This is a genomic window from Streptomyces sp. NPDC029138, from assembly GCF_055564375.1.
On record NZ_JBVHWM010000061.1, the window covers coordinates 1 to 17,227 of the forward strand.

11 protein-coding genes and 3 pseudogenes are annotated in these 17,227 nt (G+C 70.8%); 13 read left to right on the plus strand and 1 reads right to left on the minus strand.

Annotated features, from left to right (window positions below):
* Nucleotides 1-126: 126 nt before the first annotated feature.
* On the minus strand, nt 127-1,335 hold the full coding sequence (eboE, locus tag ACZ4WH_RS33640) for a metabolite traffic protein EboE (RefSeq protein WP_468187981.1): 1,209 nt from the start codon (nt 1,333-1,335) through the stop codon (nt 127-129).
* A 363-nt stretch (nt 1,336-1,698) separates the two neighbouring features.
* Here eboE and ACZ4WH_RS33645 point away from each other — a divergent pair, with 363 nt between their 5' ends.
* The 13 genes and pseudogenes from ACZ4WH_RS33645 to ACZ4WH_RS33705 form a co-directional block, all read left to right on the plus strand.
* Nucleotides 1,699-2,763: a 2,3-butanediol dehydrogenase gene (locus tag ACZ4WH_RS33645; protein ID WP_468187983.1), complete on the plus strand. Its 1,065-nt coding sequence runs from the start codon at nt 1,699-1,701 to the stop codon at nt 2,761-2,763.
* Between the two features lie 30 nt (nt 2,764-2,793).
* On the plus strand, nt 2,794-4,170 hold the full coding sequence (locus ACZ4WH_RS33650) for a M24 family metallopeptidase (RefSeq protein WP_468187985.1): 1,377 nt from the start codon (nt 2,794-2,796) through the stop codon (nt 4,168-4,170).
* 49 nt (nt 4,171-4,219) lie between these two features.
* The gene (locus ACZ4WH_RS33655; RefSeq protein WP_468187987.1) at nt 4,220-5,200 is read left to right on the plus strand and encodes a zinc-dependent alcohol dehydrogenase; all 981 of its coding nucleotides are present in this window, start codon (nt 4,220-4,222) and stop codon (nt 5,198-5,200) included.
* Nucleotides 5,197-6,267 carry a zinc-dependent alcohol dehydrogenase gene (locus ACZ4WH_RS33660; RefSeq protein WP_468187989.1) on the plus strand — a complete coding sequence of 357 codons (1,071 nt, stop codon included), beginning with the start codon at nt 5,197-5,199 and terminating at the stop codon, nt 6,265-6,267. Before ACZ4WH_RS33655 ends, ACZ4WH_RS33660 begins: the two co-directional genes overlap by 4 nt.
* On the plus strand, nt 6,264-7,166 hold the full coding sequence (locus tag ACZ4WH_RS33665; RefSeq protein WP_468187991.1) for an NAD(P)-dependent oxidoreductase: 903 nt from the start codon (nt 6,264-6,266) through the stop codon (nt 7,164-7,166). Before ACZ4WH_RS33660 ends, ACZ4WH_RS33665 begins: the two co-directional genes overlap by 4 nt.
* A gap of 275 nt (nt 7,167-7,441) precedes the next feature.
* Entirely contained in the window at nt 7,442-8,503 is a 1,062-nt protein-coding gene (locus tag ACZ4WH_RS33670) for an ABC transporter permease (RefSeq protein ID WP_468187993.1), read from the plus strand.
* A gap of 175 nt (nt 8,504-8,678) precedes the next feature.
* Nucleotides 8,679-9,806: a substrate-binding domain-containing protein gene (locus ACZ4WH_RS33675; RefSeq protein WP_468187994.1), complete on the plus strand. Its 1,128-nt coding sequence runs from the start codon at nt 8,679-8,681 to the stop codon at nt 9,804-9,806.
* Between the two features lie 32 nt (nt 9,807-9,838).
* Nucleotides 9,839-12,343, plus strand: a complete 2,505-nt coding sequence (locus ACZ4WH_RS33680; RefSeq protein WP_468187996.1) for an ATP-binding cassette domain-containing protein — start codon at nt 9,839-9,841, stop codon at nt 12,341-12,343.
* 69 nt (nt 12,344-12,412) lie between these two features.
* The gene (locus ACZ4WH_RS33685) at nt 12,413-13,789 is read left to right on the plus strand and encodes an NADP-dependent succinic semialdehyde dehydrogenase (protein ID WP_468187998.1); all 1,377 of its coding nucleotides are present in this window, start codon (nt 12,413-12,415) and stop codon (nt 13,787-13,789) included.
* 572 nt (nt 13,790-14,361) lie between these two features.
* Nucleotides 14,362-14,615 (plus strand): annotated as a pseudogene (locus ACZ4WH_RS33690) (IS5/IS1182 family transposase); the annotation flags it as partial.
* 154 nt (nt 14,616-14,769) lie between these two features.
* The gene (budC, locus tag ACZ4WH_RS33695; RefSeq protein ID WP_468188000.1) at nt 14,770-15,540 is read left to right on the plus strand and encodes a meso-2,3-butanediol dehydrogenase; all 771 of its coding nucleotides are present in this window, start codon (nt 14,770-14,772) and stop codon (nt 15,538-15,540) included.
* Nucleotides 15,541-16,089: 549 nt separating this feature from the next.
* Nucleotides 16,090-16,653: pseudogene (locus ACZ4WH_RS33700) on the plus strand (transposase); the annotation flags it as partial.
* A pseudogene (locus ACZ4WH_RS33705) lies at nt 16,587-17,122 on the plus strand (transposase); the annotation flags it as partial. The pseudogenes ACZ4WH_RS33700 and ACZ4WH_RS33705, both read left to right, overlap by 67 nt.
* Between the last annotated feature and the right edge of the window lie 105 nt (nt 17,123-17,227).

The window sequence follows — 17,227 nt, forward strand, 5'->3', positions numbered from 1 at the left end:
AGGATGTTCTCCCCCCGGGGAAAGAGGAGGAAAAAGAGGGGGGGGGGCCCCCCCCCCCCCCCCCCCCCCCCCCCCCCCCGCCCCTGACGCGTACCCCTCACGGGGGACGTCGTACGGCGGAAGCGGTCAGCTGCCGTCGGTCAGGTAGCCGCGCAGCCACTGGAGTTCGCGGACCACGTAGTCGTCGATGTCGCCGTCCTTGAGGTGGGCTGGCAGCACGTCCCAGGTGTAGGTCTCGATCTCCAGGTGGGTGGAGCGCGGGTGGGCCAGGTGGGAGTCGAGGGCCTGCTCGATGGCGAACCGCGTGGTGCGGAACGGGCCGAGGTCGTCGAGGAAGACCGGCACGTGGAAGTGGGTGCGCCACTCGCGCTTGCCGCCCGGCTCCCGGTGCCACTCGGCGATGGCGTCGGACAGGTTCAGGTGGCGGGTGATCTTCCCGTCGCGCAGTTCGCTGGTCTGGCTCAGGTAGATCGTGTCGGTGAAGCGTTCGAGCTCCGCCACGGTCTCCTCGGTGACCTCCGGTACCCACAGGGCGGCGGCGGCCTGGAGCTTGAAGACGGGCACGCCCGCCTCGGCCAGCAGTTCCAGGGAGGCGGGGATGTCGTCGAACTCCACGGCTTGGTGGCAGATGTCGAACACCACCCCGAGGTGGCGGCGGAGCGCGCCGTGCGCCTCGGACAGTGGGATGCCCGCCTCGGCGGCCAGGATGTCGGCGCCGGTGCGGGCGTAGAGCCGCTCGGTGAAGTAGCGGGCGGTCTCTTCGATGGTCTCCAGGTAGCAGAACGGCTCGGGTTCGATGGCGAGCTTGACGCGCCGCCCGGTGCGGCGTTCCAGGTCCACCAGGTCTGCCACCATCCGCAGCACGTTGCGGGTGAAGGTGTCGACGTAGGCGGGGTCGGTGGCCTTGGGGCGGAAGGCCAGCGGCATGGTCTGGATGCTGGGCTCGACGCCGGCCGGGGTGATGTCGGCCAGCACGTCGGCGACGTTCCGGGTGTAGGCGAGGCGCTCCTCGGTCGACCAGTCCGGCTCGTAGACGTCCTCCATGACCTTGCGGCCCTTGAACGACCCCTGCGGGAAGGCGTTGACGGTGTAGACGTACAGGTCCTCGGCGGCCAGGAAGTCGCGCAGCCAGGCGCGCTCCTTTGGGTCGGCGGAGAGGGTCGCGGCGGAGGAGCCGGACAGCCGCAGGGAGACGCCGAAGGGTGCGTCGGGGCTGACCCGGCGCTTCACCTCGGGCAGGTGGGTGACGAGGCTCGCGCGCATCTCCTCCCAGGTGTCGCCGGGGTGGACGAGCGTGGAGTAGGCGAGGTGGCCCAGCCAGTCGCCGAGGTTCATGGAGTCCTCCAGGGGATGTCCGGGCAGGGCGGACCGGCCCGGAGAGGCGGGGGAAGCGGAAAAAGGGGCCGCGGCCGGCCGGGATGTGGCGCAGGCCGGCGGCGGGGGCAGCGGAAGCCGGGCCCAGAGTTTCCTGGAAGTGAACAGTTTACGGGCGGACCACGTCAAGATGTCAGGGCGAATACCTGCGAGTATTGAATATTTCCGGCACAGGCATTGACGCGGCCCGAGGCAATCAGTTCACTGTGGCTGCACACCCGAGCTGAACAGCCGCTCGTTCGGCCCCGCTCCGTGTGTCTGTTGAGTCCACGCCCTGCGGGGCCGTCATCGTGTGAATCCCACCGGGCAGTCAGGAGTTTGAGGATGCGCGCAGCCGTCTACCACAGCAAACACGACATCAGGGTCGAGGACGTGCCCGAGCCGTCCGCCCCCGGGCCGCACGACGTCCGGATCCGGCCCTTCCTGTGCGGCATCTGCGGAACGGACCTGCACGAGTACGCCGCTGGTCCCATCGTCATCCCGACCGAGCCGCACCCACTGTCGGGTGCCGCCGCCCCGCAGATCCTCGGGCACGAGTTCTCCGGCGAGGTGCTGGAGACCGGTTCGCAGGTCACTTCGGTGCACGCCGGCGACCGGGTGACCGTGATGCCGCTGGTGTTCTGCGGCCGCTGCTACTACTGCGTGCGGGGACTCAACCACCTGTGCCCGCAGATGGGGTGTACCGGCCTGAGCTGGCTCGGCGGCGGCATCGCCGAGCAGGTAGTGGTGCCGGAGTACCAGGTCACGCCGCTGCCGGAGTCGGTGACCGACATCCAGGGCGCCCTGGTGGAGCCGGCGACCGTGGCGGCCTACGGGGTGGACCGCACCGGGCTGCGGGCCGGTGACTCGATCCTGATCACCGGTGCCGGGCCGATCGGCGCGCTGTCCGCGCTGTACGCCCACGCGGCCGGTGCCTCCCAGATCTTCGTCAGCGAGCCGAACGCTCGCCGCCGCGCCCTGCTGGACGCCTTCGGGGTGGCCACCGTGCTGGACCCGGCGGCCGTGAACGTGCCCGAGGCGGTCCGCGAGCTGACCGGCGGCATCGGGGTGGACACCGCGGCGGAGTGCTCGGGCTCCGAGCCGGGGCTCAACGCGGTGCTGGGGGCGGTGCGTTCGCACGGCACTGTCACGCAGGTGGGGCTGCACGTGCGACCGGCGTCCATCGACCCGATGGCGCTGTCCAACCGGGACCTCACCCTCACCGGGACCTGGTGCTACCCGGTGCACGACTTTCCCCGGATCACGGCGCTGATCGCCGCGGGCCGCTACCCCGTGGAGAAGGTGCTCACCGAGGTCATCCCCATCGACGACATCGTGGTCCGCGGCTTCGACCGCCTGCTTGACCCGGCCGGGGACGCGCAGAAGCTCCTCGTCAGCGTCGGTTCCTGAGTTCTCACAGGCCATACGGAGACAATCACCATGGGCATAGCGACCTTCGGCACGAACGCCGTCGACTGGGAGCAGCGGATCGACTTCGACCGGCTGCGTGACGACCGGCTGGCGCGGCTGCGCGCCCAGCTGGACGCCTCGGAGCTCGGCGCAGTCCTCGCGTTCGACTTCACCAACATCAGGTACATGACCTCCACCCACATCGGCACCTGGGCGGTGGACAAGCTCATCCGCTTCTCTCTGCTGGTGCGCGGCGGCGAGCCGATCGTGTGGGACTTCGGCTCGGCAGCCCGGCACCACCAGCTGTACTCGCCGTGGCTGGACTACTCCGGCGTCGAGAGCGACGACCCGCACGCCCCGCACCACGGCGCGTCGAAGCTGAATCCCTCCGGCGCGCGGGCCGGCATCTCCACGCTGCGCGGCGCGTTCCACCCGGACGCCGGGGTGGCCGACGAGGTGGCCCGCAAGGTCCGCCGGGAGCTGGAGCTGTATGGGCTGCTGAACGAGCCGGTCGGCGTGGACGTCATCGAGATGCCGGTGCTGGCCGCACTGCAGCGGGCCGGGGTCAAGGTCATCGACGGCCAGCAGGTCTTCCTGGAGGCCCGGCGGATCAAGACGCCCGGTGAGGTCTCGCTGCTGACCCAGGCCTGCTCGATGGTGGACGCCGCGTACGACCAGCTGTACGAGTTCCTGCGCCCGGGCGTGCGGGAGAACGAGTGCGTCGGCCTTGTCTCCAAGGCGCTGTACGACCTGGGCTCGGAGTTCGTCGAGGGCGTCAACGCCATCTCAGGTGAACGCTGCTCGCCTCACCCGCACGTCTACTCCGACCGCATCATCCGGCCCGGTGACCCGGCGTTCTTCGACATCCTGCACAGCTACCAGGGCTACCGCACCTGCTACTACCGCACGTTCGCGGTGGGCAGCGCCTCGATGGCGCAGCGCGACGCGTACACCCGGTGCCGGGAGTACATGGACCAGGCGATCGCGCTGGTCAAGCCGGGGGCGACGACGGCGGACATCGTGTCGGTGTGGCCGACGGCTCAGGAGTTCGGCTTCCCGGACGAGGAGGCGGCGTTCGCCCTGCAGTACGGGCACGGCGTGGGCCTGTCGATCTGGGAGAAACCGATCTTCTCGCGGCTGGTGTCGCTGGAGCACCCCGAGGTCCTGGAGGAGGGCATGGTCTTCGCGCTGGAGACCTACTGGCCGTCCGCCGACGGGCTGGGCGCGGCCCGGATCGAGGAGGAGCTGGTGGTGACGGCTGACGGCTGCGAGGTCATCACCAAGTTCCCCGCCGAGGAACTGCTGGTGGCCGGTAAGCGCTACTTCACCGCCGGCGGCACGCTGCCGACGCTGCGCGATTCGCAGTCCCACCTGAACACCGAGGCGGGCCGCAGCGGCGCGAGCTGACCTCGTTCATCCGCGCCCGCCGTCGTGGGCGCGCGTCGTAGGAGATCCTGTGAAAGCACTGCGATTCATCGGCGGCGACGCCGCGCGGGTCGACGAACTCGACATACCGCGGATCGCCGACGACGAGGTCCTGGTGGCCTCACGGTCGGTGGGTGTCTGCCACTCGGACATCGAACTGCTCGAAGGCCGTTACATCATCTCGTTCAGCTACCCGGTGATCCCCGGGCACGAGTGGGCCGGCGAGATCGTCGCGGCCGGTTCGTCGGTCAGGGGTCTGGGGGTCGGCGACCGGGTGGTCGGCGAGTGCGTCATCGGTGACGACCACTTCGGGTTCAGCATCAGTGGCGCGGCGGCGGAGTTCTTCGTGGCGCGACCCGAGTGGCTGCACCGGATTCCGGACAGCATGAGCTGGACGCAGGCCGCGCTGGTGGAGCCGTTCTCCTGCGGCTACCACGCGATCCTGCGGGCCGGTGACGTCGACGCCAGTGACACGGTGGCAGTCTTCGGCGCCGGGCCGATCGGGCTGGGCGTGGTGGCGGGCGCCGCGGCGCGCGGCGCGCGGGTGGTGGTGATCGAGCCGGACCCGGCGCGGGCGGCGCTGGCACTGGGCCTGGGCGCGGAGGCGCACCTGGACCCGCTGGCGGAGGGGTTCGCCGACGCGGTCGCCGAGGAGACCGGCGGCCGGGGCGCGGACGTGGTGATCGAGGCGAGCGGCAAGCCCGCCGCGATGGCCTCCGCGTTCGAGGTGGCGGCCTTCCAGGGAAGGATCGTCAACGTCGGTATCGACGTGGGTGGTTCGGCCCGGGCCGCGCTGGGGCTGTTGCAGTCCAAGGAGCTGCGGGTGCGAGGCATCATCGGTTCGCCGGCGATCTGGCCGCGGACCCTGCGGTTCCTGGAGCGCAGCGGTATCGACCTGTCGGCGGCGGTGACGCTGACGCTGCCGCTGGCCGAGGCGGTCACCGCGGTGGAGGCGGCGCGTTCCGACCGTTCCCAGGTGAAGATCCACCTCACGTCGCAGGCCACGCTGTGACGGCGGCGACGATGCGGGCGGCCGTCTACCACGGGGCGCGGGACGTGCGGATCGAGCGGCGGTCGGTGCCGTCGCCCGGTGCGGGCGAGGTGCTGGTGCGGGTGACCCGGTCGGGGATCTGTGGCACGGACGCCACCGAGTACCAGCATGGTCCCGGGCTGTTCCCGCTGGAGCGGCGGCATCCGGTCAGCGGGCATCTGGGGCCGATGGTGATGGGCCACGAGTTCATCGGCGAGGTGGTCGCGGCCGGGCCCGGGGCAGAGGGGTTCGCCGGGCGGCGGATCGCCAGTGGCGCCGGGGTCTCGTGCGGCGACTGCGCCTGGTGCGCGGCGGGACGGACCAATCTGTGCGCCGGGTACTGGACGCTGGGGCTGAACGCGGACGGGGGTCTGGCCGAGTACGCGGCGGTGCCGGCCTCCACCTGTGTGGTGGTGCCGGACGGCTGCGACGACGACAGCGCGGGCCTGGCGCAGCCGCTGGCGGTCGGGCTGCACGCGGCCCGGCGCTCCGGGGCGGGGCCGGGTGACACCGTGGTGCTGATCGGCGCCGGTGCCATCGGCTCGTTCATCCTGTGCGGGCTGGCGACGCGGTCGCTGGCGCGGATCATCGCGCTGGACGTGGACGAAGCCCGGCTGGCGACGGCGCGGGAGCTGGGCGCCACCGACACGGTGAACGTGACCGGCCGGGACGCGGTCGCGGCGGTGCTGGAGCTGACCGGCCCGGCGGGCGCGCCGGTGGTGATCGAGTCCAGCGGGGCGGCGAGGTCGGCGCAGCGGGCGCTGCGGATGGCCGGGCGCGGGGGCCGGGTGCTGCTGGTGGGGCTCTCCCACGAGGCGCAGCCGCTGGACCTGGCGGACGCGACGCTGCGGGAGGTCGACATGGTCACGACGGTGGCTCACGTTTGCGGGGAGGACATGCCCGAGGCGCTGGGCCTGCTGGCGGACGGGCGGATCGCCGGGCTCCTGCTGGACCGGGTGATCGGTCTGGACGCGCTGGTGGCCGACGGCCTGGAGCCGCTGGTGGCGGGCCGGGCGGCCGGCAAGATACTCGTGGACCCGCGGTCATGACCCGGGTCGCGGTGCTGGGGCTGGGCCGGATGGGTGCGCCGATGGCGGCCCGCCTAGCGGCGGCCGGTCACGAGGTACGGGTGTGGAACCGGGGTGCCGGCGGGCACGCGCTGCTGGCGCGGGAGCTTGAGTCGCTCGCCCCGGGCGCGCCGGCGCCGGTGGCCGGCGGGTCGCCCGCGGATGCGGTGGCTGGTGCAGAGGTGGTGCTGACGGTGCTGGCGGACGGTGCGGTGCTGGACGCCGTGCTGTTCGGCACCGGGGGCGCGGCCGGCGCGCTGGCGACCGGTGCCGTGGTGTGCGACCTGGGCACGTCGGGCCCGGCGGCGGCGCGCTCCTGCGCGGAGCGGCTGGCGGCGTTCGGTGCCGGGTTCGTCGACGTGCCGGTGTCCGGGAGTGTGTCCGCGGTGCGGACCGGCACCCTGACGGTGATGGCTGGTGGTCCGCCCGGTCTGGTGACGGCGGTCGAGCCGGTCCTGGAGGCCTTCGCGGGCGCGGTGCACCGGGTCGGTGACACGGGTGCCGGGCAGGCGATGAAACTGGCGGTCAACTCGCTGCTGCACGCGTACAACGCGGCGCTGAGTGAGTCGCTGGTGCTGGCCGAGCGCGGCGGTGTGGCGCGGGACGCGGCGCTGGACGTGCTGTCCGACAGTGCGGCGGCGGCGCCGTTCCTGCGCTACAAGCGGCCCGCGTTCGAGGATCCGGGGGCGGTGCCGGTGGCGTTCACCGTGGATCTGATGCGGAAGGACCTGAGGCTGGTGCGGGAGTTCGCCGCGCTGCACGGGTCGCCGATGCCGGTGGCCGCGGCGGTTGCCGCGGTCGCTGACGCGGTGTCGGCGGCCGGGCTGGGCGGCCACGACATGTCCGGTGTAGCCGAACACCATCGTGGCCGTCACGGCTGATCCCGCTGCGGCGTGCTGGTGACCCGACCGGGGTCACACATTGCCGCTGGCTCGGTGACCTGCTGAATCCACAGGTCACCGAGCGAGCGGCGGCGGTGCAGGGGCCGATGCCTTCCGGGGTGGCCGTGTCCCAAAATCTGTGCGCTATCCATTGACGAGCGATAGCCGCTTGTACAGCATTAGTGAACGCTCGATGTCGAGGATGTTTCCGGGCGTCGTGAGCGTGTTCTAGCCTCGGAGGACTTTCGATGAGCGGTACGCCAAGGGGTGTGCTCATGAGCAGCAGCCAGCAGACGGACCCCGCCGCGGCAGGGCGCCCGGCCGGTGAGCCGGCCGGCATTCTGCGCCAGGGGCCGGCGGGCCGGGCCTCGCGGGGCCTCGTGACCATCGTGGTGGCGACCGTGCTGCTGTTCGTGGTCAGCGCGGTCGTCCAGCCGGACAGCCTCGGCCACAGCTCGCTGCGTGGGATGCTGCCGTTCGCGGCGGTCCTCGCGATCGTCGCGCTGGGCCAGACCCTGGTGATCCAGCAGGCCGGTATCGACCTGTCGGTGCCGGGCACGGTGTCGCTGGCGGTGGTGATCGTCACGCACTACCCGAACGGTGACAACGGCAAGTTGTTCACCGCGATCCTGCTGGCCTACGCGGCGGCGCTGGCGACGGGCCTGCTCAACGGCTTGATCGTCGCCCGGCTGGGCCTGTCGGCGATCGTGACGTCGCTGGGCACCAACGCGCTGCTGTACGCGGCGGTGCTGGGCATCTCGCACGGCTCGCCGGTGCGCACCACCTCCGCGATGCACACGCTGGCCACCGGCACCTTCCTCGGGCTGCCGCTGTCGGCGTACTACGCGGTGGTCCTGACCGCGGTGGTCAGCTTCGCCGTGAAGCGCACGGTGGTCGGCCGGCGGTTCGAGGCGGTGGGTGACAACCCCCTCGCGGCCAGCGCCGCCGGGCTGCGGCTGCACCGGCACCAGATGTCGGCGTACGTGTGGGCCACCCTGCTGTATGCGACGGCCGGCATCCTGCTCGGCGGCATCATCAGCACGCCGAGCGCCTTCCAGGGTGACTCGCAGCTCCTGCCGTCGGTGGCGGCGGTGGTCCTGGGCGGCACCTCCCTGCTGGGCGGCAAGGGCAGCGCGGTGGCCAGCGCGGTCGCCGCCCTGTTCCTCAGTCAGCTCGACCAGTTCGTCCTCACGCTGGGTGTCAACCCGGCGACCAGCAACATCGTCCAGGCAGCGTCCCTCGGGGCCGGCGTCGCGGTCTACGCAATCCGCTGGAGCGCCGTGCGGGACCGGCTGCGCCGGCCCAGGTCCGGCGGCGCCGCTCCCGTCAAGGCGTAGCCCCGTCAGGGCGAAGCCCCCTCACGTAGCCCCCGTCACGGCGAAGCAACCGTCACGGCGAAGCCTCCTCAACGGCGGCGCAGCCGCCCTGCTCCCGCCACTTTCGGCCGCACCACCCCACGTGGCAGGGCGGCCCACTCGTACCCGCGCGTCATCGAAGGAAAGTTGGGACGTCATGTCAGGAATGCTCCGCAGGCCAGCGCTGATCGCCTGCGCCGGGTTCGTCGCCCTCGCCGCCTCCGCCTGCACCGTGACCACCGGCGGCAGCTCCGCCGCGCCGGACGGTGGCGGCAGCGGTACCGGGAAGCCCGCCAACAGCCACGTGCCGTCGTGGTGCGGTCCGAAGAAGGTCTCCCTCGGCCTGGCCGACGGCTTCGGAGACAACAACTGGCGGCAGGTGACCGCCGCCGAGGCCAAGGCGGAGATCGCCAAGTGCCCGAGCGTCACCTCCTACTCGTACACCGACGGCCAGGGCAACACGCAGAAGGCCATCTCCGACGTCCAGGGCCTGGTCGCCAAGGGAACCTCCGCGCTGGTGGTCTTCCCCGACGCGGGCCAGGCGGTGCTGCCGGCGCTGCGCAGCGCGCACCAGGCCGGGGTCGTGACCGTCCCCTACCGGGTGGACCCGGGCGGCAAGCCAGGCACCGACTACGACGCCTTCGTCTCCACCGACTTCAAGCAGACCGGGGTGCTGTGGGGGCAGTGGCTGGTGAAGGCGCTGCACGGCAAGGGCAATGTGCTCAACCTGGGCGGGCCGCCGGCGAACTCGCAGAGCCTGGCGGAGTTCCAGGGCATGCAGAGCGTGCTCAAGGACCACCCGGACATCAAGTTCGTCGGCACCACGCCGTACGAGGTGACCAACTGGGATGCCGCGCAGACCCAGAAGGTGGTGACGGCGGCGCTTGCGAAGTACCCGAAGATCGACGCGATCACTACGGACTTCGGTTCGGCGCTGGCCAGCTCGTTCTCCGCGTTCAGCTCGGCGGGCCGAAGGATCCCGGCGATCGCCACTGAGGACTCCAACCAGCTGGCGTGCGACTGGCAGAAGGACAAGGTCGCCGGCAAGCCGTTCCCGCTGTTCACCGTATCCAGCCAGAACGCGATGTCTCGGCTGGCGGTGGACGTCGCAGTGGCGAAGGCATCCGGTGGGGTGGTGCCGTCCTCGACGGTCTTCCCGCAGACGGCGTTCGAGGACTCCATCAGCGGCCAGCCGCACCCGGTGACCTGTGAGAAGGCACTGCCGATGGACGCCTTCGTCTCGTCCTCACTCACCACCGCCCAGCAGAACGCCGCACTGAAGTAGTCGCGGACAACCGAACGGTAGGAGCACGTCCAGTGGATACTTCGACGCCCGGGCCGGTTCTCAGTCTGACCGGGATCTCCAAGAGTTACGGACCGGTGCACGCGCTGGCCGACGTCTCGCTCAATGTCCATCCCGGCCGCGTCCACGCGCTGCTCGGTGAGAACGGCGCCGGCAAGTCCACCCTGATGGGGGTGGCGTCCGGCGCCGTACGCCCGGACCGCGGCGAGATCGTGGTGGCCGGGGAGCGGCTGACGCACCTGACCACCGACCAGGCCACCCGGCTCGGTATCGCCATCGTTCACCAGCACCCCGCGGTGCTGCCGGACATGACCGTGGCGGAGAACATCCGGATCGCCGTGCCGGCGGCCCGGATCAAGTCGGTCGGGCCGAGCCGGTCGTGGATGACCGCGCTGCTGGCCCGGGTCGGGTCCAACGTGCGGCTCAGTGACCGGGTCGACCAGCTCAGCGTGGCGCAGAAGCAGTTGCTGGAGGTGGCCAAGGCTATCGCGCTGGAGCCGAGGGTGCTGATCCTCGACGAGCCGACCGCGCCTCTGGGCGCCGACCAGACGGAGCTCCTGTTCGACCAGGTCCGGCAGGCGACCGCGGCCGGCACCGCGGTCGTCTACATCACCCACCGGCTCGCCGAGGTACGGGAGATCGCCCACGAGGTGACCGTGCTGCGGGACGGCCGCGTGCGCGGTGCCACGAAGGTCGCGGACGTCGACGACGAGCAGCTGCTGCGGATGATCGTCGGCCGGGAACTGGCCTCGACGTTCCCTGACAAGAACACTACCGCCGCCGACGCTCCGGTCGTGCTGACGGTCGAGGACCTGTCGGGCCCTGGGTTCCACGGCGCGAGCCTGCAGGTGCGGCGCGGGGAGATCGTGGGCCTGGCCGGCATCGTCGGCAACGGGCAGAGCGACTTCCTGCGGGCGCTCGCGGGCCTGGCGAAGGCCTCCGGCAGCGTCACGCTGGATGGGAAGGCCATCTCCGGCCGGGACCTGGTGGGTGCCTGCGCCTACATGCCGGCCGACCGGCATGCCGAGGCCCTCATGCCGGCGATGTCGGTGCGGGAGAACGCGGCGGTCAGCGCGCTGCCCGCGCTGGCCGCCGCCGGTGTGATGAGTGACCGGCGGGAGCGGGAGGCGGTGGGCGCCCAGACGGCCCGGCTGGCGGTGAAGACCGCGAGCCTGGAAACCAACGTCATGGCGCTGTCCGGCGGCAACCAGCAGAAGGTGGTGATGGCCCGCGCCCTGCTGAAGTCGCCGCGCATGCTGCTGGCGGACGAGCCCACGCAGGGCGTGGACGTGGGCGCGCGCGCCGAGATCTACGGCATCATGCGGGGCGTCGCGGCCACCGGGGTGCCGGTCGTCGTGGTCTCCTCCGACGCCAAGGAGCTGGAGGGACTGTGCGACCGGGTGGTGGTCTTCTCGCGTGGGCACAAGGTCGCCGAGCTGACCGGTGACGACGTCACCGAGGACCGGATCACCGGCACCGTCGTCAACGCCACCACGCTGCGGGCCGAGGAGCGCAAGAAGGAGCTGGGCCGGCCGAAGCCGCCGGGTAGCGCCTCCCGGCTGCGGCGGCTGGCCAAGGGCGACTACGCGCCCAGCATGATTCTCGCGGTGGTCATCGTCGCGCTGGGCGCCTACACGTTCGCGCAGAACGACCGGTATCTCGCGCCGTTCAACGTCACCTCGGTGCTCACCCTACTGACCGCGCTGGCGTTCATCAGCCTGGGCCAGGCGGTGGTCATCATGACCGGTGGCATCGACCTGTCGGTGGGACCGCTGTCCGGGCTGCTGGTGGTGATTGCCTCGTTCCTGGTCACCGGCAAGGCGACGGCGGGCGGGATCGTCATCGGATTCGTGGTGATGCTGGTCGTCGCCGTGGCGTCGGGCCTGCTCAACGGTTTGTTGATCAGGTTCGGCGGCTTCACCGCGGTGGCGGCGTCCCTCACGCTCTACATCGGCCTGCAAGGTGTCTCGCTGCTGCTGCGGCCGTTCCAGGGCGGCTACATCTCCGCCACCGTCACCGGGCTGATCACCGCGCGGGTCGGTTACGTGCCGCTGGCGTTCGTCGTGGTGGTCGTGGTGGCCGTTGCCATGGAGCTGGCGCTGCGATTCACGCCGTGGGGCCGGGGGCTTCGGGCGGTCGGCTCGCAGGAGGAATCGGCCCGGCGGCTGGGCGTCAAGGTCAACCGCACCCATGTGCTGGCCTACGTCGCGGCCGGCGTGCTGACGTTCTTCGGTGCGCTGCTGCTCATGGCGCAGATCGGGGTGGGCGATCCCACCCAGGGTGTGACGTACACCCTGTCCAGTATCACCGCGGTCGTGCTGGGCGGCGCGAGCCTGCTGGGCGGGCGCGGCTCGTTCATCGGGACGCTGCTGGGCGCCGCGCTGATCCAGCAGGTGCTGAACGCGACCACGTTCCTCGGCCTGAACCAGTCGTGGCAGTACTTCTTCCAGGGCTTCCTGATCCTGGTGGCCGCCGCCCTCTACACCCAGGCGCGCAGGCGTTCCCAGGACACCGCCTGACCCCGATCGCCGCTCTTCCCGGCCCCACCCGGCCGGTCCACCTTCCGCGTACCAGGAGTGACGACGCCCATGGCCATCAGCACCATCAACCCGGCGACCGGGCTGTTGGAGAAGGAATACCGTCCGATGACCGCGGAGGAGGTCGACGCGGCGCTGACCGCCGCGCGCGGCGCGGCGCTGTCCCTGGCGGAAACGACGTTCGCCGACCGGGCGCGCTGGATGCGGCGGGCGGCCGACCTGCTGGAGGAGGACGTCGAGCGGCTGGCCGCGCTGATGACCCGGGAAATGGGCAAGACCCTGGTCTCGGCGCGGGCGGAGGTTCGCAAGGCGGCGACCGGCTGCCGGTTCTACGCCGAGCACGCCGAGGCGATGCTGGCTCCGGAGCAGATCGACCCGGCGGACGTCGGCGCGCTGCGGGCGGGCTGGGTGTACCAGCCGCTGGGGGTGGTGCTGGCGGTCATGCCGTGGAACTTCCCCGTGTGGCAGGTGCTGCGGTTCGCGGCCCCCGCGCTGATGGCCGGGAACGCGGGGCTGCTCAAGCACGCCTCGAACGTGCCGGGGACCGCGCTGTACCTGGGTGACCTGTTCGACCGGGCGGGCTTCCCGGCGGGTTCGTTCGACACGCTGCTGATCGGCTCCGGCCAGGTAGAGGCCGTCGTGCGGGATCCGCGGGTGGCGGCGGTGACGCTGACCGGCAGTGAGGGCGCGGGGCGCGCGGTGGCGCGGGCGGCCGGTGACGCGTTGAAGAAGACCGTGCTGGAGCTGGGCGGCTCCGACCCGTTCGTGGTACTGCCCAGCGCGGACGTGGAGCGGGCCGCGGCCACGGCGGTGACGGCCCGGGTGCAGAACAACGGCCAATCGTGCATCGCGGCCAAGCGGTTCATCGTGCATGCCGACGTGTACGACGCGTTCCTCGCGGCGTTCAGCGCCGGCATGGCGAAGCTCGTGGTGGGCGACCCGGTCGACCCCGGCACGGACGTCGGTCCCCTCGCCACCGAGCAGGGCCGTACGGACGTGGAGGAGCTGGTTGCCGACGCGGTGGCGCTGGGCGCGGCCGTAGAGGTGAGCGGCAAGTGCCCGGACGGTCCCGGCTGGTTCTATGCGCCGACGGTTCTCACCGGCGTCACGCCCGCCATGCGGCTGTACCAGGAGGAGGCATTCGGTCCGGTGGCCTGCGTGTACCGGGTGGACAGCGTGGCGGAGGCGGTCGAGCTGGCCAACGCGACGCCGTTCGGTCTGGGCGCCACGGTCTGGACGACCGACCCGGACGAGCAGGAGGCCTGCATCACCGCGCTGGAGGCCGGCGCGGTCACCGTCAACGGGATGACCGTCTCCTACCCGCAGCTGCCGTTCGGCGGGATCAAGACCAGCGGGTACGGGCGGGAGCTGTCGGCCGCCGGGATCCGCGAGTTCTGCAACCTCAAAGCCGTGTGGGTCGGGGCATGACCGACCCGGCCCTGCGCCGGCTGGTCCGGCGGCACGGGGCGAGCGGGATCGGCCGGTCGGTGGTCAAGCCGCTGCTCGAGCGCGCGGTGTGGCGGCTGATGCCCGGGCCGCGGGCGGATGACCTGCGGCGGCACGGCTGCGGAGTGCGGGCCCAGGCGGTGGACGGTGCGGGGACGCTCGTCGACGACTTCCTGATCACCACAACGGCGACCGGGCGTGCGCGTCCTCAACGGGCCGTCGTCGGCGGCCACGTCGAGCCTGCTGATCGGCCGCCGCATCGCGCAGGAGGTCCTGGGGCTGCTCGGTGGCCCGCCGGTTTTCCGGAGCGAGCGGTGACCGGGAGGCGGCCCTCGCGCCTCAGAGCGGCGATGGCCCGCTGGTGGCGGGCGGCCACCGAGACGGTGGCGCCGTACGGAGCGGGGCTGGTTCCGCCGCGGCCGCAGTGTCCGCGGCCGGTGGGCGGACCGGCGGAGCCGGAGGCCGAGGACGCGGCCAGGAGACCGGGGACGAGCTGAACGGGCGGCGGGCCCGGGGTGGCGGGGGTTTCGGCCCAAGTGAAAGAAGGACGTAAGCGGAAGGCCGTCGTCGAGCATGGCGCGAAGCGCGGAATCGACGTCGAGTCGAAACCCCGGAGTTCGCGGTTCTCACGTCATGAAAGGGCGCTGGGTGGTGGAGCTGAGTATCGGTTGGATCATGATGCACCGCTGGCTCACCCGTGATGACAAGGCCCTCGCCGCCAGTTCCGAAGCCATGATCCACGTCACGTCGATCGACAACCTCGCCAAGCACATAACGGGCGAGCCCACCAACTTGGCGAAGAACCCACTGGGGCAATAAGCCGGCAATTCGACTACATCAAATGCCCACCGATGAATCTCCTGTGGCTGGGTCAGGTAGCTCAATTGGGGCACTGGCCGACGGCTGAAGGTCACGGTGGCCCGACCATCAATTGATGCTGCCCAGGAAAGGAGCTTTCCATTATGGAGAGTCGCTTCGCAGAAAAGGTCGTGATCGTCACAGGAGCCGGGTCCGGCATAGGTGCAGCCACCGCCCACAGGTTCGCGCGGGACGGCGCAACGGTGATCGCCGTCGGGCGTACCGACGGCAAGCTGCAGAAGACCGTCGCAGACGCGCCCGCTGGCTCCACGATCGTCGCACGCGTTGCCGACGTCTCGGACGAGGCGGCGATCACCGCGCTCGTTGGCGATGTGGCCCGGGAGCACGGCCGTCTGGACACACTGGTCAACAACGCGGGCATCTGCCTGGCCGGCACCGTCGAAGCCACCGACACGGCCGCCTGGCGCCAGATCATGGCCGTCGATGTCGACGGTGTCTTCTACGCATCGAGGGCCGCGCTGCCCCACCTACGTGCCGCCGGCGGCAGCATCGTCAATGTGGGCTCGGTCTCGGGACTCGGCGCGGACTGGGGTCTGGCTGCCTACAACGCCGCCAAGGGCGCTGTGGTCAACTTGACCAATGCCATGGCGCTCGACCACGGCAGTGAGGGCGTACGGGTCAACGCCGTGCACCCGAGCCTCACCGTCACCGACATGGCGAGGTTCAATCTGGAGAACGAGGATGTCCTCGCAATGTTCCGCCAGCGCATCCCCATGCAGCGCCCGGCCGAGCCGGACGAGGTCGCCGATGTCATCGCGTTCCTGGCCAGCCCTGACGCCCGCTTTGTCAACGGCGCCCACATCCCGGTCGACGGCGGACTGAGCGCTTCCAACGGCCAGCCCTACATGTTCTGAGCCCCAGCCGGATCGGCGACATTGTCCGCGCCGCCCTCGTCCGCAACGGAATCCGGAAGTGATCTCCGCTGAGAAAACCTCACTGACGGCCGGCCACCACCCCGAAGATATCGGAGAGGGGAGCACCACACACCTCGGGCTCGTGGAACCCGACGCCCCCGCAGCGTCACGCGACGGCGAGTCGGGACACGGTACGGGACATACCGGACACCCAGCCGCCCATGACGCTGCCACCAGGCCAAAGCGTCAATTCGACTACATATAATGCCCTCTCAGTGAGGTTTTCTCGTGCGCCCAGCAGAACAGGAGGTGACACCCTGGGGTAGCGGTGTTCTTGCTGTTCGGAAGCTCGCCTTCACCTGCTGGTCGAAGTCGGGTCCGGGTAGTTGCCAGGAGGACCGGGAGCAGGCTGGTGGCGTCGGAGGGAAACGTCCGGCGTCGAAGCCCAGCGTCAAACACGGCAGCTGTAGTTCCAGTGTCTGGGCTGGTCAGCGAGTCTCTCGGGGGCGGGTGCGGGCATGAGTACGGCCACCGTGATCATGAACGTTTGTGACGACGTATCAAGACGCGGTGGCCCGTGGAAGCAACGGTGGCCGAGCGGGCGTGGGGCGAGGTGTTCGGGCGGGCGATGCGGGCGGTCGCGGGCTGCTTCGCGCGACGTGAAGCCCGGGCGATGGCGGCGGAGTTGGTCGCGGGGGGCTGTTGCTGGAGGGGTGGACACGCGGAACTGCTGGACGCTCGCCCAGGTTCTGGGGCATCCGGGCCCGCACCGGCTGCAGCACCTGCTCTCGCGCGCCCGGTTCCTCCATGAGCGGGCCCGGCAGGAGATCGCTGCCTCGTGATTAATGAACTTGCTGGTCAGAGCGTGGTGTCGGTGGCTGACGAGACGGGGGATGCGAAGTCGTCCACGGACTGCGTGGGCGCCGGCCGGCAATAGTCCGGTGCAATCGGCGGTGTCGGACTGTGCCAGGTGGCGGTGCACCTGGCGGCGGTCACCGCGACGACGAAGGTGATCATCGATCGGGCCCTGTATCTCCCGCGGACCGGGCTGCGGACGAGGAACGCCGCGAGGTCGCCGGAGTGCCGGAGGAGATCGCCTTCGCGACGAAGCCGGATTCTCCATGACGCCGCCGCAGGCCAGGACATGGTCCCAGCGCGGCCGGACCCCGGTGGTGCGGGTGCGGGGCCGTTCCCGCAGACGGATATCGATCGCCGCGCTGACCTGCTACAAGCCCGGCCACACTGGCGCGACTACCGGGACCTGCTGACCACAGCACATCAGCAGCTCGGCGGCCCGATCGTGCTCGTCTGGAACAATCTCAACGTGCACAGAGTTGCTGATCTGCGGGAATCGGCGGCAATCCGGGAGCGACTGACCATCTACTACCTGCCGCCGTACGCACCCGACCTCAACCCCGTCGAAGGGATCTGGTCCCTCCTGCGACGCGGCTGGCTCTCCAACGTCGCCTTCAGCAGCCCCGAACACCTCGTCCAGTGCATCCGACGCGGGCTACGGCACATCCAGTACCGCAGCCACCTCATAGACGGCTGCCTCACCGAGACCGGTCTCACCATCAGCCCTACCTGGGCAACCCAGCGATACGCGGTAGGCGAACGGTACGCGCAGGTCACCGTGCAGCCGGTTGTAGATGACGGCGGCTTCGATGCCGCGTCGCCAGTGTTCGTG